Annotated in this window: 23 protein-coding genes; 12 read left to right on the forward strand and 11 right to left on the reverse strand. The window is 71.2% G+C overall.

The window, feature by feature from the left end:
• Nucleotides 1–5 precede the first annotated feature (5 nt).
• The gene (locus JYK18_RS32270; protein ID WP_206807190.1) at nucleotides 6–1,004 is read left to right on the forward strand and encodes a TerC family protein; all 999 of its coding nucleotides are present in this window, start codon (nucleotides 6–8) and stop codon (nucleotides 1,002–1,004) included.
• 3 nt (nucleotides 1,005–1,007) lie between these two features.
• Here JYK18_RS32270 and JYK18_RS32275 read toward each other — a convergent pair whose 3' ends face one another.
• From JYK18_RS32275 to JYK18_RS32295, 5 genes are all read right to left on the reverse strand, one after another.
• Nucleotides 1,008–1,922, reverse strand: a complete 915-nt coding sequence (locus JYK18_RS32275) for an AEC family transporter (RefSeq protein ID WP_206807191.1) — start codon at nucleotides 1,920–1,922, stop codon at nucleotides 1,008–1,010.
• A gap of 7 nt (nucleotides 1,923–1,929) precedes the next feature.
• Nucleotides 1,930–3,066 (reverse strand): mandelate racemase/muconate lactonizing enzyme family protein, encoded by a 1,137-nt coding sequence (locus JYK18_RS32280; RefSeq protein ID WP_206807192.1) that lies wholly within the window; start codon nucleotides 3,064–3,066, stop codon nucleotides 1,930–1,932.
• A gap of 34 nt (nucleotides 3,067–3,100) precedes the next feature.
• On the reverse strand, nucleotides 3,101–4,426 hold the full coding sequence (locus JYK18_RS32285) for an enolase C-terminal domain-like protein (protein ID WP_206807193.1): 1,326 nt from the start codon (nucleotides 4,424–4,426) through the stop codon (nucleotides 3,101–3,103).
• Nucleotides 4,423–5,331, reverse strand: a complete 909-nt coding sequence (kdgD, locus tag JYK18_RS32290; RefSeq protein WP_242582330.1) for a 5-dehydro-4-deoxyglucarate dehydratase — start codon at nucleotides 5,329–5,331, stop codon at nucleotides 4,423–4,425. The genes JYK18_RS32285 and kdgD overlap by 4 nt, the downstream gene beginning before the upstream one ends.
• A 130-nt stretch (nucleotides 5,332–5,461) precedes the next feature.
• Nucleotides 5,462–6,355 carry a LysR substrate-binding domain-containing protein gene (locus JYK18_RS32295; protein ID WP_113692101.1) on the reverse strand — a complete coding sequence of 298 codons (894 nt, stop codon included), beginning with the start codon at nucleotides 6,353–6,355 and terminating at the stop codon, nucleotides 5,462–5,464.
• A gap of 102 nt (nucleotides 6,356–6,457) precedes the next feature.
• Between JYK18_RS32295 and JYK18_RS32300 the strand changes: the two genes are divergently transcribed.
• The 3 genes from JYK18_RS32300 to JYK18_RS32310 are packed head-to-tail and all read left to right on the forward strand — an operon-like array spanning nucleotide 6,458 to nucleotide 9,473.
• A complete protein-coding gene (locus JYK18_RS32300; protein WP_206807195.1) occupies nucleotides 6,458–7,471 on the forward strand; it encodes a tripartite tricarboxylate transporter substrate binding protein in 1,014 nt (337 codons plus the stop codon).
• Entirely contained in the window at nucleotides 7,468–7,956 is a 489-nt protein-coding gene (locus tag JYK18_RS32305) for a tripartite tricarboxylate transporter TctB family protein (RefSeq protein ID WP_206807196.1), read from the forward strand. Before JYK18_RS32300 ends, JYK18_RS32305 begins: the two co-directional genes overlap by 4 nt.
• Before the next feature lie 8 nt (nucleotides 7,957–7,964).
• Complete coding sequence (locus JYK18_RS32310) at nucleotides 7,965–9,473, forward strand: tripartite tricarboxylate transporter permease (RefSeq protein WP_206807197.1); 1,509 nt, start codon at nucleotides 7,965–7,967, stop codon at nucleotides 9,471–9,473.
• Here the strand turns inward: JYK18_RS32310 and JYK18_RS32315 are convergent.
• The gene (locus JYK18_RS32315; protein WP_206807198.1) at nucleotides 9,431–9,982 is read right to left on the reverse strand and encodes a TetR/AcrR family transcriptional regulator; all 552 of its coding nucleotides are present in this window, start codon (nucleotides 9,980–9,982) and stop codon (nucleotides 9,431–9,433) included. The two genes, JYK18_RS32310 and JYK18_RS32315, sit on opposite strands and share 43 nt — an antisense overlap.
• 53 nt (nucleotides 9,983–10,035) lie before the next feature.
• Here JYK18_RS32315 and JYK18_RS32320 point away from each other — a divergent pair, with 53 nt between their 5' ends.
• The gene (locus tag JYK18_RS32320) at nucleotides 10,036–11,355 is read left to right on the forward strand and encodes a glycoside hydrolase family 1 protein (RefSeq protein WP_206807199.1); all 1,320 of its coding nucleotides are present in this window, start codon (nucleotides 10,036–10,038) and stop codon (nucleotides 11,353–11,355) included.
• Between the two features lie 9 nt (nucleotides 11,356–11,364).
• On the opposite strand, the gene JYK18_RS32325 is transcribed toward JYK18_RS32320, so the two are convergent.
• Complete coding sequence (locus tag JYK18_RS32325; RefSeq protein WP_206807200.1) at nucleotides 11,365–12,132, reverse strand: class I SAM-dependent methyltransferase; 768 nt, start codon at nucleotides 12,130–12,132, stop codon at nucleotides 11,365–11,367.
• 14 nt (nucleotides 12,133–12,146) lie between these two features.
• Nucleotides 12,147–12,638: an SRPBCC family protein gene (locus JYK18_RS32330; protein ID WP_206807201.1), complete on the reverse strand. Its 492-nt coding sequence runs from the start codon at nucleotides 12,636–12,638 to the stop codon at nucleotides 12,147–12,149.
• Between the two features lie 132 nt (nucleotides 12,639–12,770).
• Here JYK18_RS32330 and JYK18_RS32335 point away from each other — a divergent pair, with 132 nt between their 5' ends.
• Both JYK18_RS32335 and JYK18_RS32340 read left to right on the forward strand, forming a co-directional pair.
• A complete protein-coding gene (locus JYK18_RS32335; protein ID WP_206807202.1) occupies nucleotides 12,771–13,121 on the forward strand; it encodes a DoxX family protein in 351 nt (116 codons plus the stop codon).
• Nucleotides 13,122–13,230: 109 nt separating this feature from the next.
• A complete protein-coding gene (locus JYK18_RS32340; protein WP_206807203.1) occupies nucleotides 13,231–14,982 on the forward strand; it encodes a pectate lyase in 1,752 nt (583 codons plus the stop codon).
• Here the strand turns inward: JYK18_RS32340 and JYK18_RS32345 are convergent.
• Entirely contained in the window at nucleotides 14,937–15,398 is a 462-nt protein-coding gene (locus JYK18_RS32345) for a nuclear transport factor 2 family protein (protein WP_206807204.1), read from the reverse strand. The two genes, JYK18_RS32340 and JYK18_RS32345, sit on opposite strands and share 46 nt — an antisense overlap.
• Before the next feature lie 149 nt (nucleotides 15,399–15,547).
• On the opposite strand from JYK18_RS32345, the gene JYK18_RS32350 reads away from it, so the two are divergent.
• The 3 genes from JYK18_RS32350 (at nucleotide 15,548) to JYK18_RS32360 (ending at nucleotide 18,824) form a co-directional block, all read left to right on the forward strand.
• Entirely contained in the window at nucleotides 15,548–16,015 is a 468-nt protein-coding gene (locus JYK18_RS32350; RefSeq protein WP_206808252.1) for a (2Fe-2S)-binding protein, read from the forward strand.
• Nucleotides 16,012–18,051, forward strand: a complete 2,040-nt coding sequence (locus JYK18_RS32355; RefSeq protein ID WP_206807205.1) for a xanthine dehydrogenase family protein molybdopterin-binding subunit — start codon at nucleotides 16,012–16,014, stop codon at nucleotides 18,049–18,051. The genes JYK18_RS32350 and JYK18_RS32355 overlap by 4 nt, the downstream gene beginning before the upstream one ends.
• A 68-nt stretch (nucleotides 18,052–18,119) precedes the next feature.
• Nucleotides 18,120–18,824: a DUF6882 domain-containing protein gene (locus JYK18_RS32360; protein WP_206807206.1), complete on the forward strand. Its 705-nt coding sequence runs from the start codon at nucleotides 18,120–18,122 to the stop codon at nucleotides 18,822–18,824.
• Here the strand turns inward: JYK18_RS32360 and JYK18_RS32365 are convergent.
• Nucleotides 18,769–20,862, reverse strand: a complete 2,094-nt coding sequence (locus JYK18_RS32365) for an MMPL family transporter (protein ID WP_206807207.1) — start codon at nucleotides 20,860–20,862, stop codon at nucleotides 18,769–18,771. The genes JYK18_RS32360 and JYK18_RS32365 overlap by 56 nt on opposite strands.
• Nucleotides 20,863–20,967: 105 nt before the next feature.
• On the opposite strand from JYK18_RS32365, the gene JYK18_RS32370 reads away from it, so the two are divergent.
• Nucleotides 20,968–21,447, forward strand: a complete 480-nt coding sequence (locus tag JYK18_RS32370) for a MarR family winged helix-turn-helix transcriptional regulator (RefSeq protein ID WP_206807208.1) — start codon at nucleotides 20,968–20,970, stop codon at nucleotides 21,445–21,447.
• Between the two features lie 78 nt (nucleotides 21,448–21,525).
• The gene (locus JYK18_RS32375; protein WP_206807209.1) at nucleotides 21,526–22,833 is read left to right on the forward strand and encodes an MFS transporter; all 1,308 of its coding nucleotides are present in this window, start codon (nucleotides 21,526–21,528) and stop codon (nucleotides 22,831–22,833) included.
• On the opposite strand, the gene JYK18_RS32380 is transcribed toward JYK18_RS32375, so the two are convergent.
• The gene (locus JYK18_RS32380; protein ID WP_307796154.1) at nucleotides 22,834–23,877 is read right to left on the reverse strand and encodes a hypothetical protein; all 1,044 of its coding nucleotides are present in this window, start codon (nucleotides 23,875–23,877) and stop codon (nucleotides 22,834–22,836) included. It abuts the gene before it with no gap.

The raw sequence follows: 23,877 nt of genomic DNA on the forward strand, positions 1-23,877 counted from the left end.
TGTGCATGCTCGACATCGGTTTGGTCACCTGGCTGGTGACGGTCGGCTTCGTGGTCGCCCTGCTGGCGGTCGACCTGGTGCTGGCGGCCGTGCGCCCGCACCGGGTCGGCTTCGCCGAGGCGACCGCGTGGTCGGTGTTCTACGTGCTGGTCGCGATCGGGTTCGGCGTGTGGTTCCTGCTCGCCTACGGGGGGCAGGCGGGGACCGAGTACTTCGCCGGGTACATCGTCGAGAAGAGCCTCTCGGTCGACAACCTGTTCGTGTTCGTGATCATCATGACCACCTTCGCGGTGCCGGAGAAGCACCAGCACAAGGTGCTCACCTTCGGCATCGTGCTGGCGCTGCTGATGCGGGCGGCGTTCATCGCGGTCGGCGCGACGCTGCTGTCGCTGTTCTCCTTCATGTTCCTGATCTTCGGGCTGATCCTGATCTTCACCGCGGTGCAGCTGTTCCGGCACCGCGACGAGGATCCCGACGTGGAGAACAACGTCGTGGTCAAGGCCGCGCGCCGGCTGCTGCCGACCACCGAGGACTACGTCGAGGGCAAGCTGGTCACCAAAGTGGACGGTCGCCGGATGGTGACCCCGCTGTTCGTGGTGCTGGTCGCCATCGGCGGTGTCGACCTGCTCTTCGCACTCGACTCCATCCCGGCGGTGTTCGGTGTCACCGAAGAGCCCTACATCGTCTTCACCGCGAACGCCTTCGCGCTGCTCGGCCTGCGGGCGCTGTTCTTCCTGGTGAAGGGCCTGCTGGACCGGCTGGTGTACCTGTCCGCCGGGCTGGCGCTGATCCTGGCGTTCATCGGCGTGAAGCTGATGCTGCACTGGGCGCACGTGGACATCAGCGAGAGCGTGCCGGAGATCCCGACGCCGGTCAGCCTCGGGGTGATCATCGGCATCCTGCTGGTGGTGACCGTGGCCAGCCTAGTCAAGACCCGCCGCGACCCGAGCGCCAAGGCCCACCCGGGTTCGCTGCGCGCCCACCGCGAGCCCGGGGAGAAGTAGCGCTCACCCGAGCAGCAGCGCGATCCCGGCCAGGACCGGGATCGACAGCATGGTGGTCAGCAGGATGACGTCCCTGGCCAGTTCGGTGTCCTGGCCGTGGGACGTGGCGTAGACAAAAACGTTCTGCGCGGTCGGCAACGCCGAGGTGACCGTGACCGCGAGCAGCGCGGTGCCGCTGAGCTGGACCGCGCTGCCCAGGCCGAACGCGAGCGCGGGCTGCGCCACCGTCTTCAGGCCCACCGCCAGCCAGATCGGGCCTGCCTGCGTGCCGGTGGCCGGGCGCGGGGAGCCGTGCAGGCTGGTCCCGTAGGCGAGCAGGGCCGCGGGCACGGCCAGGCCCGCGAGCAGTTCGATCGGCCGCAGCACCAGCTCCGGCGGGCTCCAGTCCACCATGGACAGGGCCAGGCCGATCGCGCAGCCGATCACCACCGGGGTGCGCAGCGGCTGGGTGAGCAGCCGCCGCAGGGAAGTTTCCGATGACCCCGACGCCAGCACGGTCAGGCCGATCGGGGCCAGCACCAGCACCTGGAACAACAGCACCGGCGCCACGTAGGACGCGTCGCCGAGGACGTAGACCGCGATCGCCACGCCGAGGTTGCCCGCGTTGACGTACGAAGTGGACAGTGCGCCGGTCGCCAGCTGCGCGGCCTTCGGGCGTCGCCACCAGTACACCACCACCGAGTACAGCAGCGCGCACAGCACGGCGCTGCCCGCGGTGGCCACCAGCGTGGTCGACAGCAGCGCCGACGGATCGGCGTCGGCGAGGGTGAGCAGGAGCAGCGCCGGGGTGGCCACGTAGTACGACAGCCGGGACAGCATTTCGGCCGCGCCGGCGCCGAGGACGCCGGTGCGGCCGGTCACCCAGCCCACGGCGATCACCGCGAGCAGGGTGGCGAAACCACCGAGGACAGCGTTCACGCAGTGATCATGCGGCCTTGTCCATCGTCACACTGTCGGTGGTCCAGGCCCGGGCCTGTTCGCTCAGCGTGATACCGAGTCCCGGCCGGGCGGACAGCCGCATCCGCCCGTCGCTGATCTCCAGCCGCTCGTTGAACAGCGGGTACAGCCAGTCGAAGTGCTCGACCCACGGCTCGTGCGGGTAGGCCGCGGCCAGGTGGACGTGGATCTCCATGGCGAAGTGCGGTGCCAGCTGGAGGTTCCGGTGGTCGGCCAGCGTCGCCAGCTTGAGGAACTGGGTGATGCCGCCGATGCGGGGCGCGTCGGGCTGCAGGATGTCGGCCGCGCCGTGGCGGATCAGCTCGTAGTGCTCGGCGACGCTGGTCAGCATCTCGCCGGTGGCCACCGCGGTGGTCAGCGACCGCGCCAGTTCGGCGTGCCCCTCGGCGTCGTAGGCGTCGAGCGGCTCCTCGATCCAGACCAGGCCGAACTCCTCCAGCGCCCGCCCGGCCCGCATCGCGGTCGGGCGGTCCCACTGCTGGTTCGCGTCGACCATCAGCGGCACGCCGTCCCCGAGGTGCTCGCGGATCGCGGCCACGCGGCGCAGGTCCTCGGCCAGGTCCGGCTGGCCCACCTTGATCTTGATTCCGCCCACGCCGGACTCCAGCGTGCGCGTGGCGTTGTCCTTGATCCGCTCGACCGGCTCGTGCAGGAACCCGCCCGAGGTGTTGTAGCAGCGCACCGAATCCCGGTGCGCGCCGAGGAGCTTGGCCAGCGGCAGCCCGGCGCGCTTGGCCTTGAGGTCCCACAGCGCCACGTCGATCGCGGCCAGTGCCTGGGTGGCGGCACCGCTGCGGCCGACCGAGGCGCCCGACCAGGTCAGCTTGGTCCACAGCCTGCCGATGTCGCTGGGGTCCTCGCCGATCAGGTCCGGTGCGACCTCCCGCGCGTGCGCGAACTGGGCCGGTCCGCCCGCTCGCTTCGAGTAGCTGAACCCGACGCCCTCGGCGCCGGAGTCGGTGGTGATCTCCGCGAACAGGAACACCACCTCGGTCATCGGGCGCTGCCTGCCGGTCAGCACCTTGGCGTCGCTGATCCCGGTCGGCAGCGGCAAGGTCACCGACGACAGGTGCACCGAGGCGATCCGGTCGAGCACGGGGGACATGGGCGCTCCTTGTTAGACGGTCCTCAGTAGACGGTCAGCGGACCAGGCAGGGCCGCTTGGGGTCGAACTGCCAGCCGGGTACCAGGTACCGCATGGCCACCGCGTCGTCACGGGCACCGAGCCCGTGCTCGCGGTACAGCTCGTGCGCGGCGGCCAGCGCGTCGCGGTCGAGTTCGACCCCGAGACCGGCCGCGTCGGGCACGGCGACCTCGCCACCGGAGATCCGCGGCGGGCGCTGGGTCAGCGCCTGACCGTCCTGCCAGATCCAGTGCGTGTCGAGCGCGGTGATCGGGCCGGGGGCCGCCGCGCCGGCGTGGGTGAACATCGCCAGCGAGATGTCGAAGTGGTTGTTCGAGTGCGAACCCCAGGTGAGCCCGGAATCCGCGCACAGCTGCGCCACCCGGACCGACCCGCGCAGGGTCCAGAAGTGCGGGTCGGCCAGCGGGATGTCCACTGCGTCCGCGCGCAGCGCGTGGGTCAGCTGCCGCCAGTCGGTGGCGATCATGTTCGTCGCCGTGCGCAGTCCGGTGGCCCGGCGGAACTCCGCCATCGTCTCGCGGCCGGAGAAGCCGCCCTCGGCGCCGACCGGGTCCTCGGCGTAGGCGAGCACGCCGTGCAGGTCGCGGCACAGCGCGATCGCCTCGTCGAGCGCCCACGCGCCATTGGGGTCGAGCGTGATGCGGGCGTCCGGGAAGCGCTCGGCCAGTGCGCGCACGGCCTCGATTTCCTGCTCGGCGGAGAAAACCCCGCCCTTCAGCTTGAAGTCGCTGAAGCCGTACCGCTGCTGTGACGCCTCGGCGAGCTTGACCACGGCGTCCGCGTCGAGCGCGGCCTCACGCCGCAGCCTCGCCCAATCGTCCTCGGGGTTTTCTTCCACCACATAAGGAAGATCGGTGCGTTCGCGGTCACCGATGTAGAACAAGTACCCCAGCATCGGCACGGAGTCGCGCTGCTGCCCGTCGCCGAGCAACTCGGCCACCGGCACACCGAGGTACTGCCCGTGCAGGTCGAGCAGCGCGGACTCCAGCGCGGTCACCGCGTGCACGGTGGTGCGCAGGTCGAAGGTCTGCAGCCCGCGCCCGCCCGCGTCCCGATCGGCGAAGGTCTCCGCGACCTGGCGCAGCAGCGAGGCGAACCGGGCGACCGGCTGGCCGGTGAGCAGGGCGCCCGCCTCCTCGATGGTGCGCCGGATCGCCTCACCACCGGGGACTTCGCCGAGTCCGGTGCGGCCTTCGCTGTCGGTCACGATGGCGACGTTGCGGGTGAAGAACGGGCCGTGCGCGCCGCTGAGGTTCAACAGCATGCTGTCGTGCCCGGCCACCGGCACCACTTCGACGGTGGCGACCGACGGCGTGCTCATCGCGCGGCCTTCTCGATCAGCGTGCTCAGCTCGGCCAGTTCGCTCGCGGTCAGATCGGTCAGCGGCGGCCGCACCGGCCCGCCGTCGCGGCCGACCGCGGTCAGCCCGGCCTTGATGATGGACACCGCGTACCCCTTGGCCCGGTCGCGGATGTCCAGGTAGGGCAGCACGAAGTCGGAGAGCATGCGGTAGACGGCGGTCCGGTCCTGCGCGCGGACGGCGGTGTAGAACTCCACCGCGAACTCGGGCACGAAGTTGTACAGCGCCGAGGAGTAGGTGGACACGCCGAGCTGCAGCAGCGGCAGCGCGAAGGTCTCGGCGGTGGGCAGGCCGCCGATGTAGATCAGCCGGTCGCCGACCCTGGCGTAGGTGCGGGTCATCCGCTCGATGTCGCCGACGCCGTCCTTGAGCCCGATCAGGTTCGGGTTGCGCTCGGCGGCCTCGGCGACGGTGGTGTCCGACAGGATGGCGTTCGCCCGGCTGTAGACGATCACGCCGAGGCTGGTGGCCCGGCACACCGCGCTGATGTGCTCGACCAGCCCGCGCTGCGAAGCCTCGGTCAGGTACGGCGGGAACAGCAGGATGCCGGACGCGCCGGCGGCTTCGGCGGCCTTGGCCTGCTCGACCGAGACCGCGGTGGCGCCGGTGGCCGGGGCGACGACCGGCACGGTGCCGCCCGCCTCGCCGACGGCCGCGCGGACCACCTGGTCGATTTCGGCCGGGGTGAGGGAGAAGCCCTCGCCGGTGCCGCCCGCGGCGAACAGCCCGGCCGCGCCGCAGCTCGCCTGCCAGGCCAGGTGCTCGCGGTAGCGCGGCTCGTCGAAGCGGAGTTCGGCGTCGAAATGCGTCACCGGGAAGGAGAGCAGCCCGGAGGTCAGCTTCTCGGCCAGGGCATCGGGCGGCATCGGCGTCACGGTGGTCGTCCCCTTGGAATCCGGTGGCTCCGCGTTGTGGTGCGGCGGTCACGGTCACCGTAAGTACCGAACTCGATGCTTGTCCAAGTGTTGTTTCGCATTGAATGATACCCACCGGGCATCATTGGAGCGGAGTGAAGTCTTTCAACACCTCCAGTGCCCGCCACAGTGCGGGGTTCGGGGAATCGCGTCGCCACAGCAGGTGCAGTTCGGCGGGCTGCGGGACCGCGGTCGCCAGCCGGACGAACCCCACGCCCGCGATGGACAGCCGGGCCGCCGACGCGGGCACGAAGGCGATCCCGCGCCCGGCCGCGACCAGCCACAGCATGGTCAGCACCTGGCTGACCGTGTGCACGGTGTTCTGGTGCGCGATCGGCACGATGCCGACCACCAGGTCGTAGAAGTACCTGGCCTCGGTCGGGGAGTGCATGATCACCGGCTCGTCGGCCACGTCGGCGGCGGTGACGTCGCGGCCGAGCTCCAGCAGCAGGTGCCCGGTGGGCGCGGCGACCAGCATCGCCTCGCGGTGGAGCAGGTGCGAGCTGAACGTCTTGTGGTCGAACGGCGGCCGTGCCAGCCCGAGGTCGATCTCCTCGTTGCGCAGCCCGGCCACCTGCTCGCGGGTGACCATCTCGCCGAGGCCGACGTCGACCTCGGGCAGCTCCGCGCTGAGCCGGTTGAGCAGCCGCCCGAGCACGCCGTAGGTGGACGCCGCGGTGAACCCGATGCGCACCATGCCGGTCGAGCCGGACGACACCCGGCGCGCCAGGTCGGGGGCGGCGTCGGCGAGTGAGAGCAGCCGGCGGGCTTCGAGCAGGAACACCTCGCCCGCGGCGGTCAGCTCGACGCGGCGGTTGTCGCGGACCAGCAGCTGCGCGTCCACCGCGCGCTCCAGTTTCTGGATCTGCCTGCTCAGCGGCGGTTGGGTCATCTTCAGCCTGGCCGCCGCGCGGCCGAAGTGCAGCTCGTCCGCGACGGCGACAAATCCGCGGAGTTGTTCGAGCGTGAAGGTCATGCCGGGAAGGTATCAATCCATGCCCAATCGGATTTGGACAGACATCGAATGCCACCCATACGCTCCCTTCCCTCTGGCCGCTTCTCGAAGGGGAGAAACGACATGACCAGGAAGCTCGGCGCACGCCGCTGGGTGGCGCTCGGCCTGGGGTTCGCCCTGGTCGCGCCGCTCGCCGCGTGCGGCGGAAATCTGGGCGGTGGCGCGGACGCCGCGGCGAAGGACTACCCCAACGGCGACGCGATCACCGTCTACGCCGGCGCGGATCCCGGGGGCAGCACCGACCTGATCGCCAGGGCGCTGGCCGACGGCGTGACCGGCGACCTGGGCGTGGCGGTCACCGTCGAGAACAAGCCGGGGGCCAACGGCGCGCTGGCGGCCAGGGAGCTCAGCGGTAAGAAGGCCAACGGCCACACCCTGATGGTCTACAACGGCAGCCTCGCCTACATCACCCCGCTCGCGGTGCCGCCGAAGCAGGCGATCGACATCGCCGACTACGAGGTGGTCACCGGGGTTTCGCAGGACGACTACGTGCTGGTCACCGCGCCGGGGTCGGGGTTCGGCACGATCGAGGACCTCAAGCGCGCCGGGCGCCCGCTGACCTACGGCACCACCGGCGCGGGCACCGGCAGCCAGCTCGCGCAGGCGCTGCTGTTCGCGCAGGCCGGGATCGGCGGCACGGCGGTGCCGTTCGACGGCGGCTCGCCGACGATGACCGCGGTGCTCGGCGGGCAGGTCGACGTCGGCGCGGTGCAACTGGGCGAGGCCAACGAGCAGATCGTGGCCGGGCAGCTCAAGCCGATCGTCACCTTCGCCGAGCGGCGCCCGTCGTACCTGCCGGGCACGCCGACCGCGGTGGAGGAGGGCTACCAGGTGCCGGTGCAGCAGTCGCGCGCGATCTTCGCGCCGAAGGGCACGCCGGCGGAGATCCTGCAGAAGCTGCGGATGGCGTTCCAAAAGGTGTTCGCCACGCCCGCGTACCAGAAGTTCAACCAGGACAACCTGCTCACCCCGAACGAGGTCGACGGCGCGGAGCTGCGCCGCCAGTGGACGGCGAACCTGGAGCGGTACCGCGCGGTGACCGAGCAGTTCCGGATCGATCTGGGGGAGGGCGAATGACGGCGCCGGAGTTGTCCGAAGTGGAGGGTGACGGCGAGCAGCCGCCGGCCGCCGGGCCGCTGACCAACGCGGTGACCGCGGTGGTGCTGGTCGGGATCGGCGTGGTGGCGGTGATCGCCTCGCTGGCGCTCGGTGTCGGCACCGCGGCCGAACCCGATTCCGGGATGTGGCCGCTGCTGCTCGGGGGCGCGCTGGTGGTGCTGGGGGTGGCGCTGCTGGTGCGGTTCCGCCAGTCGTCCGACACCGAGCGGTTCACCGGTTCGAGCTGGCTGGTGCTCGCCGGCCTGGCGACGATGGTCTTCTTCGTCGTGGTGATCGAGTACATCGGGTTCGAGATCCCGGCCACGCTGCTCTGCTTCGCCTGGCTCCGCTTCCTCGGCCGCGAAAGCTGGCGTCTGTCCATTGTGGGCAGCGTCGCGCTGGTCGCGATCTTCTACGCCATCTTCGTCGGCGCCCTGTCCGTGCCCATTCCCCACCTGCTCTAGGAGGGTCCGTGGACCTGACCCCCGTTCTCGACGGCTTCGCGGTCGTCGCCGAACCGGCGAACCTGCTCTACTGCCTGCTCGGCGTGGTGATCGGCATGCTGATCGGGGTGCTGCCCGGGCTCGGCCCGGCGGCCACCATCGCCATCCTGCTGCCGCTGACCTTCGGCATCGAGCCGGTCACCGCGATCATCATGCTGGCCGGGATCTTCTACGGCGCCCAGTACGGCGGCACGATCACCTCGGTGCTGCTGAAGCTCCCCGGCGAGGCCTCCTCGGTGGTGACCGTCTTCGACGGGCACGCGATGGCCAAGCAGGGCCGGGCGGGCACCGCGCTCGGCATCGCGGCGATCGGCTCGTTCGTCGGCGGCACGGTCTCCATCGTGGCGCTGTCCCTGCTGGCCCCGCTCGTCGCCGGGTTCGCGCTCGACTTCGGCCCGCCCGAGTACACCGCGCTCGCCCTGCTCGGCATCCTGCTGGTTTCCACGGTCAGCAGCGGAAACCGGCTCAAGGCGCTGATCGCCGCCTGCCTCGGCCTCCTGCTGGCCACCGTCGGCCGGGACGGCTTCACCGCGGCCGAGCGGTTCACCTTCGACAACCTGTCCCTGGCCGACGGCCTGGACTTCGTGCCGATCGCGATGGGCCTGTTCGGCCTCGGCGAGATCCTCTACAACCTCGAACAACGCCACCGCGCCACCCAGGCACCCGCCGCGGTGGCCAACGTCTGGCCGTCGCGCACCGACCTCAGGCAGTCCTCCGGCGCCATCGGACGCGGGTCCGTGCTCGGTTTTGTGCTCGGCATCCTGCCCGGTGGCGGCGCGACGCTGTCGTCACTGGCCGCCTACGCGATCGAGAAGCGGCGCGCCAAGGACCCCAGCCGGTTCGGCAAGGGCGCGGTGGAGGGTGTCGCCGCGCCGGAGTCGGCCAACAACGCCGCCGCCACCTCGTCGTTCATCCCGTTGCTCACCCTCGGGATCCCGGCGAACGCCACCATGGCGGTGATCTTCGGTGCGCTGCTCATCCAGGGCGTCACCCCCGGCCCGCAGCTGGTCTCCGAGGAGCCCGAACTGTTCTGGGGCGTGGTCAACTCGATGTACCTCGGCAACATCCTGCTGCTGATCATGAGCATCCCGCTGGTCGGGCTGTTCGTGAAGATCCTGCGCGTGCGGGCCACCGTGCTCGCCCCGATCACCGTGCTGATCACGCTGATCGGTGTGTACACGGTGAACAACGACGTGTTCGACATCGTGCTGGTGATCGCCTTCGGCGCGCTCGGGTACCTGATGAAGAAGCTCGGCTTCGACCCGGGACCGCTGGTACTCGCCTTCGTGCTCGGCTCGCTGCTGGAGGAGTCGCTGCGGCGGTCGCTGCTGATCTTCGACGGCAACCCGGCCGGCTTCTTCGGCCGCCCGATCTCCGGTGTACTGCTGGGTGCGTTCGTGCTGGTCGCGGTGTGGCCGCTGATCCGGCGGGCGCGTCAGCGTTCCCGGGAGAGGAGTTCGGCGAGCACCCGGGTGTAGCGCTCGGCGTCCACCCCGCCGGGGTCGGCACCGAAGAACTCCGAGGTGAGGAAGTAGCCGACGGTCGCGCAGAGCAGGACCGTCGCCGCGGCGGCCGGATCGCCGGAGCCCGTGTCGAGGTCTCCGGCGATCCCGGTCAGCCCGCCGTCGACGAGCACCTCCCGCACGCGCCGGACCAGGTGCGGCATGGTGCCGCGCTCGCGGATCAGGATTTCGATCAGCGGGCGGACCTCACGCAGGAACTCCAGGTCACCGGCCAGCCGCTCGGCGAGCGGGCGGCTGGGATCGCGTTCGCGTTCGGGCCGGATCTCGCGCAGCCGCGCCAGTTCGCGCTCGACGACCGCGTCCAGCACGGCCCGCTTCGACGGGAAGTGGCGGTGGAACGAGCCGGTGCCCTCGGCCAGGCCGACGCCGCGTTCGATGGAGCTGATCGTGGTGCCGCCGAACCCGCGCTCGGCGAACTGCGCCAGCGCCTCGTCCATGATCCGTGCACGCGTCTCGCCGGACATGGACGCAAGGGTACCCTTGCGCGACGCAAGGGAGTCCTTGCATACTCGCCGGTATGGCGATCCGATGGCGTGCCGCGGCGGTCCTGCTCCTGCTCGTCCCGCTGGCGCTGCCCGGCGCGGTGGCCCAGGCCGCGGTGCCCATCCCGCCGGTGCCCGCCGGGTTCCACTGGGGCGTGGCCACGGCGGGGTTCCAGACCGAGGGCGGCGCGCCGGACAGCAACTGGCGCCGCTACGTCGACGGCGGCGCGACCACCGTGCACGACCCGTACGCCAACGCCGTCGACTTCCGCCACCGCTACGCCGCCGACATCGCGCTCGCCAAGGACATGGGCGTGAACACGTTCCGGATCAGCGTGGAGTGGCCGCGCATCGAACCGCGGCCGGGGGAGATCGACCAGTCGGCGCTGGCGCTCTACGACGGCATGGTGCGTGAGATCGAGGCGGCCGGGATGACGCCGATGATCACCCTGACCCACTTCACCCACCCCGGCTGGATCGTCGACCGCGGCGGCTGGACGAACGCGTCCACAGTGGACAGCTGGCTGAACTTCGCGAACCTGGTGGTGCAGCGCTACGCGGGCAAGGGCGCACTGTGGATCACCTTCAACGAGGCGACGATCTACCGCAGCTTCGAGGAGCGCAACGGCGGGCTGAACTTCTTCCAGTCCGAGGCGATGATGCGGAACCTGGTCACCGCGCACCGCCGCGGGTACGACCTGATCCACCAGCTCGACCCCGGCGCGAAGGTGAGCAGCAACGTCGCGGTGAAACCGCCGCCGCTGCAGTGGTTCGACGACGCGTCCTTCGTGGACAAGGTACGGGACAAGCTGGACTTCGCCGGGATCGACTACTACTACGGCGCCAGCCTGGACAACCTGAGCGCGATCCACGGCGCCACCGACGAGTTCTGGAAGATCGACCTGCAGCCGGACGGGATCTACCACGCGCTGAAGACCTACCACAAGAAGTTCCCGGAACTGCCGATGTACGTGGTGGAGAACGGCATGCCGACGGACAACGGCAAGCCGCGCGCCGACGGGTACAGCCGGGCCGACCACCTGCGCGACCACATCTACTGGATGCAGCGGGCGATCGCCGAAGGCGTCGAGGTGATCGGGTACAACTACTGGAGCATCACCGACAACTACGAGTGGGGCAGCTACCGGCCGCGGTTCGGGCTGTACACAGTGGACGCCCTGACCGACCCGGCGCTGACCCGGCGCCCGACCGACGCGGTGCCCGCCTACCGCCAGCTCATCTCGGGCGCGGGCGTGCCCACCGGCTACCTCCCGAAGCGGCGCCCGGCGTGGTGCGTGTTCGCCGACCTGAGCACCTGCTTCGGCCCGGTCCCGTTGTCCGCCCAGCCGGGGTGACCGGGGCGCCTAGGAGTCCCGCGACTTCGTGCCGGTCACCAGGTGGCTCGGGAACCACGGGCCGCCCCACCAGACGCGCCAGCCGAGGTTGCGGCGCTCAGCGGCCACACCCCGCGTCCGGAGATGCGCGGCGTACTTCCCGGTGTGCCCCAGATCGGCGAGCACGAGACGGCCGCCGGGGCGCAGGACGCGCAGCGCTTCGTCGAGCGCCGCGCGCCGACCGGCGGCGGTGGGGACGTGGTGCAGGACGAAGCTGCTGACCACGACGTCGAAGGTGTCGTCCGCGAACGGCAATCCGGTGATGTCGCCGGTGTGCAGCGAAACCCGCGCGCCGACGCCTTCGAGCTCGGCGTTGCGGCGCGTGGCTTCCGGCGAGTTGCCGGTCTGGTCGGGCCGCCACATGTCCACGCCGACCGCGCGTCCATCGGGGAGCAACTCGGCCGCGGCGAGCAGGACGGCGCCACGGCCGCAGCCGAGGTCGAGCAGGTGCTCGTCCCCGCGCAGATCCAGGTCGTCGAGGATGCGGGCCCACACCTGGAACTTGCCCGCGCGGGTGGTGAAGGCGAACGACGCGGCGGTGAACGCCAGCAACGCGACGATCAGCCCGCCCGCCACAGCGGCGCCGGCGCGTCCCGTGACCACGTCGTACGCGACGAATCCCAGCAGTACGGCGAACATCGTGACGATGCCCGCCGCTTGCCACTTCGCCGGGACCAGCCGGAAATCCCCGTCGAAGCCGTAGTTTCCACGACGGCGACTCGGTTCGGCATTGCCCACCGCGACATCCTCGGTCAGGCGCGGGCGGTTGTGAAGCCGTTTCGCGTCAGCGCGGCCAGGTGGCGCAACGAGTTGATCAAGTGGTCGGGGCCGAACGGCGGAAACTGCAGGTACTCCCGGACGTACGGCGGCACGGCCGACCAGTCGTAGGACAGCACGACCTCGGTCTCGTCGGGACCGAGCGGCCTGAGGTCGTACCGCCAGACCCAGCCGCCGAACTCCAGTTCGCCGTTCGCCTTCTCCTGCCCGGTGCGCCAGGCGATGGCGCGCGGGGCGTCGAACACCAGCACCTCGTTGACCACCTGGTAGTCCCCGTCGGGGTGGTCGGCGTGGTGCATCTCCATCCGGAAGAGCTGCCCGACCTCGGTCAGCGGCTCGCGGCCGGTGGCGTCCTGTACCCAGCCGGTGCCGTCGATCGCGGCATGGGCCGTCGGGTCCGCCAGCACCGCGAACACCCGCGTGATGGGGGCGGCGATGGTCAGGGTGGCGCTCACGTTCTCGTCCATGGTGACTCCCTCGGTGGTGGGTCCTTCACCCTGGCTACGAACGGACCCGGCCCGATTCGACATCCGGGGTCACCTCGCGCCGTCCCGTTTCGTCAGGGGAGTGGTTGATCCCTTCACGGACAAGGAGCGGTTGTGACTCTCGCGTTCTACCTCGTCGCCGGGCTGACGGCGGCGATCAACGCCTACTTCGCCATCGTCGACTACCTGCGCACCGACTTCGTGCTCGGCAATTCGAGCAGGCTCGGCATCCCGGCCTCGTGGTTGCCGATGCTCGGCACGGCGAAGCTGGCCGGCGCGCTCGGCCTGGTGGCGGGCCTGCTCGGCTTCCGGTACCTCGGCATCGCGGCCGCCGCCGGGCTGACGTTGTTCTTCGTCGGCGCGGTGGTGGCGCACCTGCGGATCCGGGTGCTGGACACGATGTGGTTCCCCGCCACCATCCTGGGGCTCGCCGCGGCGTCGCTGGGGCTCGCGATCGCCCACTGAGCGGGGAAGTGATTGACGGGAGCGGACCGGCGAGCCAAGCTGTCGTTTACAAATGTGGACGTTGTTCACAAATATGAATATCGGCGGCTTGCGGGAAAGGTCTCCAGGCATGGACATGACTCGTCGTCAGTTCGGTTTCCTCGCCACGGCGGTGCCCGTGGCCACGCTCGCCGCCGGACCGCCCGCCAGTGCGGCCCCGGGTGTGCCCGCCGCGATGCGCCGGGCGGCGGCGTTCTTCGACGAGCACCTGTCGCACCGCGGTGGTTACGTCTGGAACTACCTGCCGGACCTGTCGCGCACCTGGGGCGAGATGGCGGCCGAGCGGACCATGTGCTGGGTGCAGCCGCCGGGCACGCCGTCGGTGGGGCACAGCCTGCTCGACGCGTACCACGCCACCGGCGAGGAGCTGTTCTGGCGCGCGGCCGAGCGGACCGGCCTGGCGCTGGCGGAGGTCCAGTTGCCCGGTGGTGGCTGGAACTACGTGCACGACTTCGCCGGGGAGGCGTCGCTGCGCCGGTGGTACGAGACCGTCGGCGCGAACGGCTGGCGGTTGGAGGAGTTCCAGCACTACTACGGCAACGCGACCTTCGACGACGCCGGTACCTCGACGGCGGCGCAGCTGATCCTGCGGCTGTACCTGGAACGCGGCGACCACCGGTTCCGCGCGGCGCTCGACCGGGTGCTCCGGTTCCTGCTCAAGGCGCAGCTCAAGGGCGGCATCGCCGACGGCGGCTGGCCGCAGCGCTTCCCGCGCGTGCCGCGGGCGGTGTCGGACACGCCGTGGCCCGAAGTCCTGCCGTCGTGGCTGCCCGCCGACATCCGGCACGGCATGGAGGACGGCGACTACACCGGCCACGTCACGTTCAACGACGACGTGCTGGGGGAGAACATCAAGTTCCTGCTGATGTGCATGGCGACGCTGGGCAAACCGGAGCTGGCCGGCCCGGTCCGGCGGGCGATGGACTGCCTTCGGCGGCTCCAGCAACCCGGCCCGCGGGCGGGGTGGGGGTTGCAGCACCTCGCGCGTGCCGCCGGTGGCCGCCCGGCCGGTGCGCCGGCGGGGGCGCGCTCGTACGAACCGCGTGCGCTGGCCACGCACACCACGCAGACCAACGTCCAGCAGCTGTTCCACTACTTCCGGCTCACCGGCGACCACGGCTTCCTGGCCGGGGTCCCGGCCGCACTGTCCTGGTTGGACAGTTGCCGGCTGACCGCCCAGCAGCTGGCGGAGAACCCGCTGCTGGCCGGGCGGACGCACCCGACCTTCGTCGACCTGGACACCAACCGGGCTCGGTTCGTGCACCGCTTCGGGTCGAACGTGCGCAACGGGGCGTACTACTCCGACCACGACCACCGGGCGACCCTGAGCCACTATTCGGGTGGCCGCTCGGTCGACACGGCCGCGCTGCGCAAGACCTACGACGAGCTGATGGCGCTGACCCCGCGCGAGGTGGCCGATCTGACGGAGCGGTCACCGTTGAGCGGGAAGGCGGGCCCGCTGCCGCGGTACTTCTCGCTGCGTGACCTCCAACTGACCGACCTCTTCCGCGACGCGCCCCTGCCACTGCCGGTCGTCTCGGACGCGGAGGCCGCCGCCCTGGTGGACAAGCTCGTGGGCGGTGAGTACTGGCTCTCCGCCTCGGACACCACGAACCCGTACCTCGGCCCGGCTCCCGCTACGCCGTACGACGGCAAGGCGTACGTGAGCAAGCACGTGGGGGATGTGTACGACACGTCGCCCTACGACCCGTCGAGCCCGCCGGAGGAGCCGCCTTACCAGCCGGTTCCGCGTCCGCAGGTGATCAGCACCAGTACCTACGTGGCGAACATGGGCAAGCTGGTGGCTTGGCGCGCGGGCTGACCCTCACCGAAGACGAGGCGGTGTCCGCGAGCGGTGTCCATGTACTCGCGGACACGGTGGATAAGCCCGTCCCGGAGTTCGAAGACGAAGCAGTAGTCGTTCGCGTAGTGGTTGCCGTTGGCCAGCGTCGCGGTCATGGTCTCCTCCACGATCACGCGGTCGCCGTCGGCGTGGAACCCGTGGAACGTCACGGTGACGTCGCTGACGAACAAGCGCGGGAAGTCTTCGGCGAGGAATCGCACGATCGCGTCCCGGCCGATCATGTGGTCGGGGATCGCCAGCGCGACGGCGGTGGCGTTGCCCGGGGGTGCCAGCCATTCGGCGTCCTCGGTGAAGACGGCGGCGATCTGGTCGGCGTCGTAAGTGGCGAAGGCCTGCCAGGCGTTCTGGACTGCCTCACGGCTGTGGAGTGGCATGTCCGCGACCCTAGGCGGGCGCGGCGTGGCGGGGCTGGCGGAATCGCGACGTCACCGGGCGTGCCGCCGAAAGGCCGATTGTTCGGCCATCGGGTGGGTGCGATGCTGGCTGGGATCGCTCCCACCACGTTTCGGAGGCGCTCGTGCCGGTGTATCGACTGCGGATCAACGGGATCGAGCGGGAGGTGGAGGCGGCGGCGGACACCCCGCTGCTCTGGGTCCTGCGGGACCAGCTCGGCCTGACCGGGCCCAAGTACGGCTGCGGGGTCGGCGCCTGCGGGGCATGTGTGTCCTTAGTGGACAACCAAGCGGCCAGGGTCTGCGTGCTGCCCGTCGGCGAGCTGGCCGGGCGCGCGGTGACCACCGTCGAGGGCCTGTCCGAGCACGGTGACCACCCGGTGCAGCGGGCCTGGATCGACGGTGACGTGGCGCAGTGCGGGTACTGCCAGGCCGGGCAGATCATGAGCACCGTGGCGCTGCTGCGCGAACGACCGGAACCGTCCGATGCGGACATCGACAAAGCCTTGCGCGACAACGTGTGCCGTTGCGGGACCTACCCGCGCATCCGCAAGGCGGTCCACGCCGCCGCCGAGCTGGCGCGGGAGGAGGGCCGATGACGCTCAGCAGGCGCGGCTTCCTGTCCGCCGCGGGCGCCACGGCCTTGCTGGTGGCGATCCCCTTGCCAGCCGCGGGGAAAACCGAACTCGAGCCCAACGTCTTCGTGCGTGTCGGCGAGGACGGGCGGATCGAGGTGACCGTACCGCGCCCGGACACCGGCCAAGGCGTGCGCACGGTCGCACTACTGCTCGTCGCCGAGGAGCTTTCCGTCGCCCCGCAGCAGATCCAGGTCCACCAGGCGCCGGGGGACAACGCGCGGTACGGCTCACAGTTGATCGCCGGTTCGCAGTCGGTGCAGCTGATGATGGAACCGCTGCGAACAGCCGGCGCGACCGCCCGCTGCCTGCTCGTCGCGGCGGCGGCCCAGCGGTGGCAGGTCCCGGCGGCGCAGTGCCGCGCTCGCGACGGCTACGTCGAGCACCCGCAGCACGGCCGCCTCGCCTACGCGGAACTGGTCGCCGAAGCCGCCGCGATCGACCCGGCCACCGTGCCGGTCACGCTCACCCCGCAGGCGCAATGGCGTTTCCTCGGCAAGGAGAACACGCGGATCGACGCCGCCGACATCGTCACCGGCCGGGCGCGGTTCGGGATCGACGTGCGCGAGCCGGGCACCCAGTTCGCGGTCGTGCGCCGGGCGGACTGGATCGGCGCGACGGTCGCCACCGTGGACGACACCGCCGCGCGAGCCGTGCCCGGCGTGCGCGACGTGGTCCGGCTCGACCCGGCCACCGGCTCGCAGGGCGGCGTCGCGGTGATCGCCGATTCGACCGCCGCCGCGCTGGCCGGGCGCGCCGCGCTGGTGGTCGGCTGGACCGGCGGCACCCCGCAGGCGGACAGCCGGGCGTGGCTCGCCGATCTCGCCGCCGCCGTTCCCGCGCCGCCGGAACCGCCCGGCCCGGTCGGACTCGACCTGACCTACCGCCTGCCGCTGCTGGCCCACGCGCCGATGGAACCGCTCAACGCCACCGCGCACCTCCCCGGCGACGGCACGCTCACCATCCAGGCGCCGACGCAGGATCCGGGCGGCCTCCGCGACCAGCTGGCGCAGATCCTCAAGCTCGACCGGGCCGCGGTGACCGTGCACGCGACGCTGGCCGGTGGTGCCTTCGGCCGCCGCTTCGAACTGGACTTCGTGCTCGAAGCGGTCGCGTGCTCGCGTGCCACCGGAAAGCCGGTGAAACTGCTGTGGACGCGCGACGACGACACCCGGCACGACTCGTACCGGCCGATGTCGGTGCACCGGCTCACCGCCGTGCTCGCCCGCGACGGGGTGCCGCGCTGGCGTTCGCACGGCGTCGCGACCTGGCCGCTGACCACCGTGCCGTTCTTCGGCAAGCCCGAACTCGTGCTGCTCAGCGGTGACCACTTCCCGTACCGCGTGCCCGGGAAACCGGCCGTGGTGCTGCGGCCGTCGCCGGTGCGCACCGGGTTCTGGCGCTCGGTCTACGCCGGTCAGTTCGTCTTCGCCGAGGAGTGCTTCCTCTCCGCGGCCGGGCTGCGGGCCGGACTCGACCAGGTCGAGCTGCGCCGCCGGTTGCTGCCGGTCGGCTCCCGCCTCCGGCGCGTGCTCGACGCGGCCGCCGCGCAGGCGCCGCCGCCCGCCGGGGTGTCGCGCGGGGTCGCCTGCCACCTCGACTACGGCTCGGCCATCGCCGTGCTCGCCGACGTCCGCGACCACGACGGCACGCCGGTGGTCAGCCGGGTGACCGCGGCGGTGGACGTCGGGGTCGCGCTGCACCCGTCCGGGGTGCGGGCCCAGGTCGAGGGCGGGATCCTCGACGCGGTGTCCACTGTGTTCGGTGCGCAGATCACCGTGCGGGACGGCCGGGTGGCCGAATCCTCGTTCCGCGACTACGCCTGGGCGCGGATCGACCGGGCACCGGCGATCGACGTGGTCATCCTGGATTCCGGCGCGGCGCCGGGCGGGCTGGGCGAACTCGCCTACCCGCCGGCCTCGGCCGCGATGGCCTCCGCGGTGGCGGCGCTGACCGGCGTGCCGGTGACCGGGATGCCGGTCACCGCGGAGACCGGCTAGACACCGTCCGGATTCGACTTTGGCCAAAACGGCGTGGCGCGGGCCGCGGGCTCAGTACGCTCCCCGCCATGCCAACGTTTCTCGAACTGCAGGACGACGCCGCCCTGCTCTCCTTCGAACACCAGCTGCACCTGTCCGAACGCGTCGGCGAGCACTCGTGGCGGGTGGACCTCGCGCAGCCGCTGTTCGAGTTCACCGGCGAGAACCCGCTGGTGGCCGACCGGGTGCACCTCCTCGGCAGTGCCGCGCCCGGCCCCGGTTCGTGGTTGTGGGCGTGGGCGAACCCGTTCGGCTACCGGCCCGAGGTGCTCGGGATCGCCTTGGCGGCCAAGGAGTTCGGCGAACGCCACGGCATCCCGGAACTCGCCGAGGCGGAGGTCCCGTTCGACGCGCTGCCCGGTTCACCGACCGAACCGGCGCAGGTGGCGTCGCTGATGATGGAGGCCGCGAAGGTCGCGACCGGGCGCTGGTCCGGTTACCAGGGCCCGGTCGGCGGCGGCACCAGGGCGGGTTTCCTGCTGGAGCACCCGGAACTGAGCCTGCCGCCCGCGTCCTCCGCGCGCACCATGCGGGTGCTGCAGCAGGGCGTGATGGAGCTGACCCTGCACGACCACCGCCGCGCCTTCGGTTCCTACGCGGTGCACCGCGGGCTGGCGGTGTCCGGGGAGGACGGTCCGATGTGGATCACCGGACCGGACTTCCGGATCGGCGTGGAGTTCAACGAGCGGAACCAGATGACGAAGATGTCCGCGACGCTGGGGGCGCCGAGCTGACCGGTTCGATCCGGGCGGGCCACCAGATCCGGCCGCCGAGATCGGTGGCCAGCGCGGGCACCAGCAGCGAGCGCACGATCAGCGTGTCCAGCAGCACGCCGAACGCGACGATGAAGGCGATCTGCGCGAGGAACAGGATCGGCAGCACGGCCAGCGCGGAGAAGGTGGCCGCCAGCACCACGCCCGCCGAGGTGATCACGCCGCCGGTGAGGGTGAGCCCGCGCAGCGTGCCTTCCCGCGTGCCGGCCCGCTTCGCCTCCTCCCGGACGCGGGTCATCAGGAAGATGTTGTAGTCGATCCCCAGCGCCACCAGGAAAACGAAGCCGAACAGCGGGACCACCGGGTCGGCGCCGGGGAAGTCCAGCACGTGGTTGAACACCAGCGCGGAGATGCCCATGGTGGTGGCGAACGAGAGCACCACGGTGGCGATCAGCAGCAGCGGCGCGAGCAGCGAGCGCAGCAGCAGGGCGAGCACCAGGAAGATCATCACCAGCACGATCGGGATGATCAGCAGCCGGTCGCGCTCGGAGGTCCGCTGGGTGTCGAGCTGCGTGGCGGTCGGGCCGCCGACCTTCGCGTCGGCGCCCTCGACCGCGTGCACGGCCGTGCGCAGCCGTTCCACGGTGGCGATGGCGGCTTCGGAGTCGGGCGGATCGGTGAGCGTGGCCTCGATCTTGGTCAGCGCGCCCGCCGGTTCGGCCCGCAGTCCGGACACGCCCTCGACCTCGGCGGCCGCTTCGACGGCCGGTGCCTGCGCGGTGTTCGCGAAGATCACCGTGGGGGAGCCGGTGCCGCCGGGGAAGTGGCGGGAGAGCACTTCCTGGCCCGCCACCGAATCCACCGGGGTCAGGAACACGTCGGACTGCGCGGTGCCGGAAGCCTTGAGCTGCGGCAGGAACGCGGCCCCGCCGAGCAGCACCAGCACGGTCACGATCCAGATGGCGCGGGGCGCGCGGGAGATCCAGCCGGCGACCCGGCCCCACAGCTTCCCGGAGTTGTGCGGGGAGCCATAAGTCGGACGGAACGGCCAGAACGAGGTGCGGCCGAACAGCGCGAGCACCGCGGGCAGGAAGGTGATCGTGGTCAGCAGCGCGGCGCCGATGCCGATCGCGGCGACCGGACCCAGCCCCTTGTTCGAGTTGAGGTCGCTGAACAGCAGGCACAGCACACCGAGGATGACCGTGCCCGCCGACGCGGTGATCGGCTCGATCGTGGCACGCCAGGCCGAACGCAGCGCGGTGCGCGCGTCGGGGGTGTCGCGCAGTTCCTCCCGGTACCGCGAGACCAGCAGGAGCGCGTAGTCCGTGGCGGCGCCGAACACCAGGATGAACAGGATGCCCTGGCTCTGGCCGTTGAGCGCGAGCACGTCGTTGTCGGCGAGCAGGTACACGGTCAGGCTCGCCAGTCCCAGCGCGAACACCGCGGACAGCAGCACCAGGAACGGCAGCAGCGGACTGCGGTAGACGATCACCAGGATGATCGCCACCACCGCGCCGGCCACCAGCAGGAGGAGCCCGTCGATGCCGCCGAACGCCTCGCCGAGGTCGGCCGCCTGCGCGGCCGGGCCGGTGACCAGCACGGTCAGCCCGTCGGGCGCGCCCTGGCCGACCGCGTCCCGCAGCGCGGCCACGCCCTCGGCCGGATCGGTGCCGGCGTCGATCAGCACCACCACGCGGGCGGCCTGGTTGTCCTGCGGCGCCGGGATCAGCGGTGACGCCCCGGCGAAGGCGCGGGTCTTCTCGGTGACGAACTGCCGGTCGGCGTCGGTCAGCCCGCTCGTCCGCTCCAGCACCACGATCGCCGGGATCGCCTGCGCCCCACCGAGTTGGCGTTGCAGTTCGCTGACCTCGGTGGCTTCGGCGGAAGCGGGGAGGAAGGCGCCGGAGTCGTTCTCGGCGACCTCCGCGAGCTTGCCCGCGTACGGGCCGCTCACCGCGCCGAAGGCGAGCCAGGCGACCACCAGCAGTGCGGGGAGCAGCCAGCGAAGGCGCGCCCGGGGAGACCGCGTGGCGGGTTCGTGCGCGGAACCGGAGATCATGGAACGATGTCCTTCGAATCAGGTGTTTCGGCGGGCGGATATTTCGATGACCGAAAGACTAGGGTGCGGCCCGGGCGGCGGCAACTCGGGGAGGGGACGGCGCGCATGAGCGACGCGGCTGACCAGGCGAAGATCGGTGATGAGGTGCTGGTCACCCTGGTCCGGCAGCTGACCGTGGAGTCCGACCGGTTCGCCGAGATGTTCGGCGAGGCGCACGGGCTGCACCGCACCGATCTGAACGCGCTCGCGGTGATCATGGACGCGGCCCGGCGCGGGACGCCGATGAGCCCGAGCCAGCTGGCCGGGGCGCTGCACCTGAGCGCGTCGGCCACCACCTCGGTGCTCGACCGGCTGGAACGGGCCGGGCACCTCCACCGCGATCGCAGCGCCACCGACCGCCGCAAGGTCGAACTGCGGATGCACGAGCAGGCCAGGGAGATCGGCTCGGCCTTCTTCCTGCCGCTGGGCGAACGGCTTTCGGAGGCCTGGCGCGACCTCGGCGACGACGAACGCCGGACGATCGCCCGCTTCCTCACCCTGACCATCGAGGCGACCACGGAAGTCCGCGGCAGGCTGACCGACTGACCGGGCCGCGAATGCCTTGTCAGTGGGGCGTCCGTCGGCAATAGTCCTCGGACCGGCCCCACGGACAACGGAGTTCACATGGCGCAACCCACGGCAAGGCGGTCTCGCGAGGAGAAGAAGGTGCTGGCCAGCACGCTGGCCGGGACCACCATCGAATGGTACGACTTCTTCATCTACGCCCAGGCCGCCAGCCTGGTCCTCGGCCCGTTGTTCCTGGCCCCGGTGAACCAGGCCGCGCCGGGGCTGGCCACGGTGATCTCGCTGGCCACCATCGGGATCAGCTTCCTGTTCCGCCCGCTCGGCGCGATCGTGGCCGGCCGCTACGGCGACAAGCTCGGCCGCAAGAAGATGCTGGTGCTCACCCTGGTGCTGATGGGCGCGGCGACCGCGCTGATCGGCGCGCTGCCCACCTACGCCGACATCGGCGTGACCGCGCCGATCGCGCTGATCGTGCTGCGCATCGTGCAGGGCTTCTCGGCGGGCGGGGAGTGGGGCGGGGCCGCGCTGATGGCGGTCGAGCACGCGCCGGAGCACCGCCGCGGGCTGTTCGGCGCCTATCCGCAGGTGGGCGTGCCGATCGGGCTGATCCTCGCCACCGGGGTGCTGTGGATCATGACCACGGTGACCACCCCGGCCCAGTTCCAGTCGTGGGGCTGGCGGGTGCCGTTCCTGTTCTCCGTGGTGCTGATCGTGCTCGGCTACGCGATCCGCCGCGCGGTCGAGGAGAGCCCGGTCTTCCAGGAGATGCTCCAGCGCCGCAAGGAGTCCTCGGCGCCGCTGCGCGACCTGTTCCGGCGCAACACCAAGCAGGTGGTGCTGACCGCGCTGATCTTCATCGCCAACAACGCCGCCGGGTACCTGGTGATCGCCTACTTCATCGCCTACGGCACCGGCACGCTGAAGCTGTCGCGGCCCTCGGTGCTGCTGGCCATCGTGGTCGGCTCGGTCGGCTGGCTGATCTTCACCCTCTACGGCGGCGCGCTGTCGGACCGGATCGGCCGCGTCCGCACCTTCCAGCTCGGCTACGGCCTGGTGTTCGTCTGGATGATCCCGCTGTTCCTGCTCATCGACACGCGCAACATCTGGCTGTTCGGCGCGGCCATCTTCGTGCTGACCGTCGGACTCGGCCTGTCCTACGGCCCGATGTCGGCGATGTACGCCGAGATGTTCCCGACCGCGGTCCGGTACTCCGGGGTGTCGATCGGGTACGCCCTGGGCGCGATCCTCGGCGGCGCCTTCGCCCCGACCATCGCCGAACTGCTGGTGCAGAACACCGGCTGGGCGCCGTCGGTGGGCATCTACATCATGGTGCTGTGCGTGATCTCCTTCGCCGCGGTCACCGCGGTCAGGGAGACCAAGGGCACGGATCTGCGCGTGCCCGCCTGATCAGCAGGCCGGCGCGGGCACGGCCTTCGGCGGCGCGAAGTCCAGGCGCAGCTTGTCCGAGCGCGGCACCACGAAGGCGGTGCCGCGCGAGCGCCGCCAGCCGTCCGGGAGGAACACGTACTGGCCACCGGACTGCAGGAGGAGCTTCAGGCCGGTGTAGCGGAACTTGTAGGCGCCTTCGGGTTGCGCGCAGACGTCCTCGCGCACCCCGTCGGCGGCCAGGTTCAGGCTCTGCGCGCTGTACAGCGTGGCGGCCGGTTGCGACGGCAGCGCCACGGCCGTCTCGTAGGCCGAGCGCAGGCTGGTCGCCTGCGCGTAGTCGCCGACCGCCCAGAACAGGCCGAAGGCCACCAGCACGTAGGCGGACACCCATTCGGCGACCGACAGCCGCGCCCGGCGGTCGCCGGTGGTCGCGCCCAGGCGGTGCCACGCGCTGGCCAGGAGGATCACCCCGAGTGCGAGGCCGACGCCGGGCAGCCCGGCGAACCGGCGGAACAGGCCGGGCTCCAGCGCGATCGGCCCGGTCAGTCCGATGAGGACGAACCCGCCGGCCGCGGCGACCGGCGTGGCCACCCGCAGCAGCCACTCCCACCTCGGCGCGGGCAGGCGGTGCCGCAGCGTCCGGAACAGGCCCAGCACCAGGAAGCCGGCGATGGCCGCGCCCGCGATCGGCAGGAGGAGGCCGTTGACGCCGCGGCCGAAGATCTCGTCGGCGGTCTGGCCGAGCAGGGTGTAGTGCACCCGGAAGTAGGCGAAGAACTCCTGGGTGCGCAGGAGGCCGTAGTAGTAGAGGAGGGCGGTCAGCAGCGTGACGTTGGCGGCTACGGAGGCGAGGACCTTGGCCGCGCGCCCGGTCCCCGGCTCCTCGACCGGAGCCGGGTCCGATGGCCGCGGCCGAAGCCTCCGATGCCGCGGCCCGACCCCGGATCCGTGGCGCGGTGTGGCCGTGGTCCGGTTGCCCGGCGTGGCCACGGTTCGGTCGCGTGGCGTCGCCATGGTCCGGTCGTCCAGTGCGGCCACGGTCTCGTCGCGCGGCCCGGCCAC

The sequence above is a fragment of the Amycolatopsis sp. 195334CR genome, from assembly GCF_017309385.1.
In the GTDB taxonomy this organism is placed as follows: domain Bacteria; phylum Actinomycetota; class Actinomycetes; order Mycobacteriales; family Pseudonocardiaceae; genus Amycolatopsis.

Bases quoted from the DNA above. Each gene is read 5' to 3' on its own strand.
- kdgD (WP_242582330.1), bottom strand. From the start codon at position 5,331: ATGCCGCCCGATGCCCTGGCCGAGAAGCTGACCTCCGGGCTGCTCTCC.
- JYK18_RS32355 (WP_206807205.1), top strand. From the start codon at position 16,012: ATGACGCTCAGCAGGCGCGGCTTCCTGTCCGCCGCGGGCGCCACGGCC.
- JYK18_RS32280 (WP_206807192.1), bottom strand. From the start codon at position 3,066: ATGTCCCCCGTGCTCGACCGGATCGCCTCGGTGCACCTGTCGTCGGTG.
- JYK18_RS32320 (WP_206807199.1), top strand. From the start codon at position 10,036: ATGGCGATCCGATGGCGTGCCGCGGCGGTCCTGCTCCTGCTCGTCCCG.
- JYK18_RS32285 (WP_206807193.1), bottom strand. From the start codon at position 4,426: ATGAGCACGCCGTCGGTCGCCACCGTCGAAGTGGTGCCGGTGGCCGGG.
- JYK18_RS32295 (WP_113692101.1), bottom strand. From the start codon at position 6,355: ATGACCTTCACGCTCGAACAACTCCGCGGATTTGTCGCCGTCGCGGAC.
- JYK18_RS32345 (WP_206807204.1), bottom strand. From the start codon at position 15,398: ATGCCACTCCACAGCCGTGAGGCAGTCCAGAACGCCTGGCAGGCCTTC.
- JYK18_RS32305 (WP_206807196.1), top strand. From the start codon at position 7,468: ATGACGGCGCCGGAGTTGTCCGAAGTGGAGGGTGACGGCGAGCAGCCG.
- JYK18_RS32270 (WP_206807190.1), top strand. From the start codon at position 6: ATGCTCGACATCGGTTTGGTCACCTGGCTGGTGACGGTCGGCTTCGTG.
- JYK18_RS32360 (WP_206807206.1), top strand. From the start codon at position 18,120: ATGCCAACGTTTCTCGAACTGCAGGACGACGCCGCCCTGCTCTCCTTC.
- JYK18_RS32315 (WP_206807198.1), bottom strand. From the start codon at position 9,982: ATGTCCGGCGAGACGCGTGCACGGATCATGGACGAGGCGCTGGCGCAG.
- JYK18_RS32365 (WP_206807207.1), bottom strand. From the start codon at position 20,862: ATGATCTCCGGTTCCGCGCACGAACCCGCCACGCGGTCTCCCCGGGCG.
- JYK18_RS32370 (WP_206807208.1), top strand. From the start codon at position 20,968: ATGAGCGACGCGGCTGACCAGGCGAAGATCGGTGATGAGGTGCTGGTC.
- JYK18_RS32375 (WP_206807209.1), top strand. From the start codon at position 21,526: ATGGCGCAACCCACGGCAAGGCGGTCTCGCGAGGAGAAGAAGGTGCTG.
- JYK18_RS32330 (WP_206807201.1), bottom strand. From the start codon at position 12,638: ATGGACGAGAACGTGAGCGCCACCCTGACCATCGCCGCCCCCATCACG.
- JYK18_RS32300 (WP_206807195.1), top strand. From the start codon at position 6,458: ATGACCAGGAAGCTCGGCGCACGCCGCTGGGTGGCGCTCGGCCTGGGG.
- JYK18_RS32340 (WP_206807203.1), top strand. From the start codon at position 13,231: ATGGACATGACTCGTCGTCAGTTCGGTTTCCTCGCCACGGCGGTGCCC.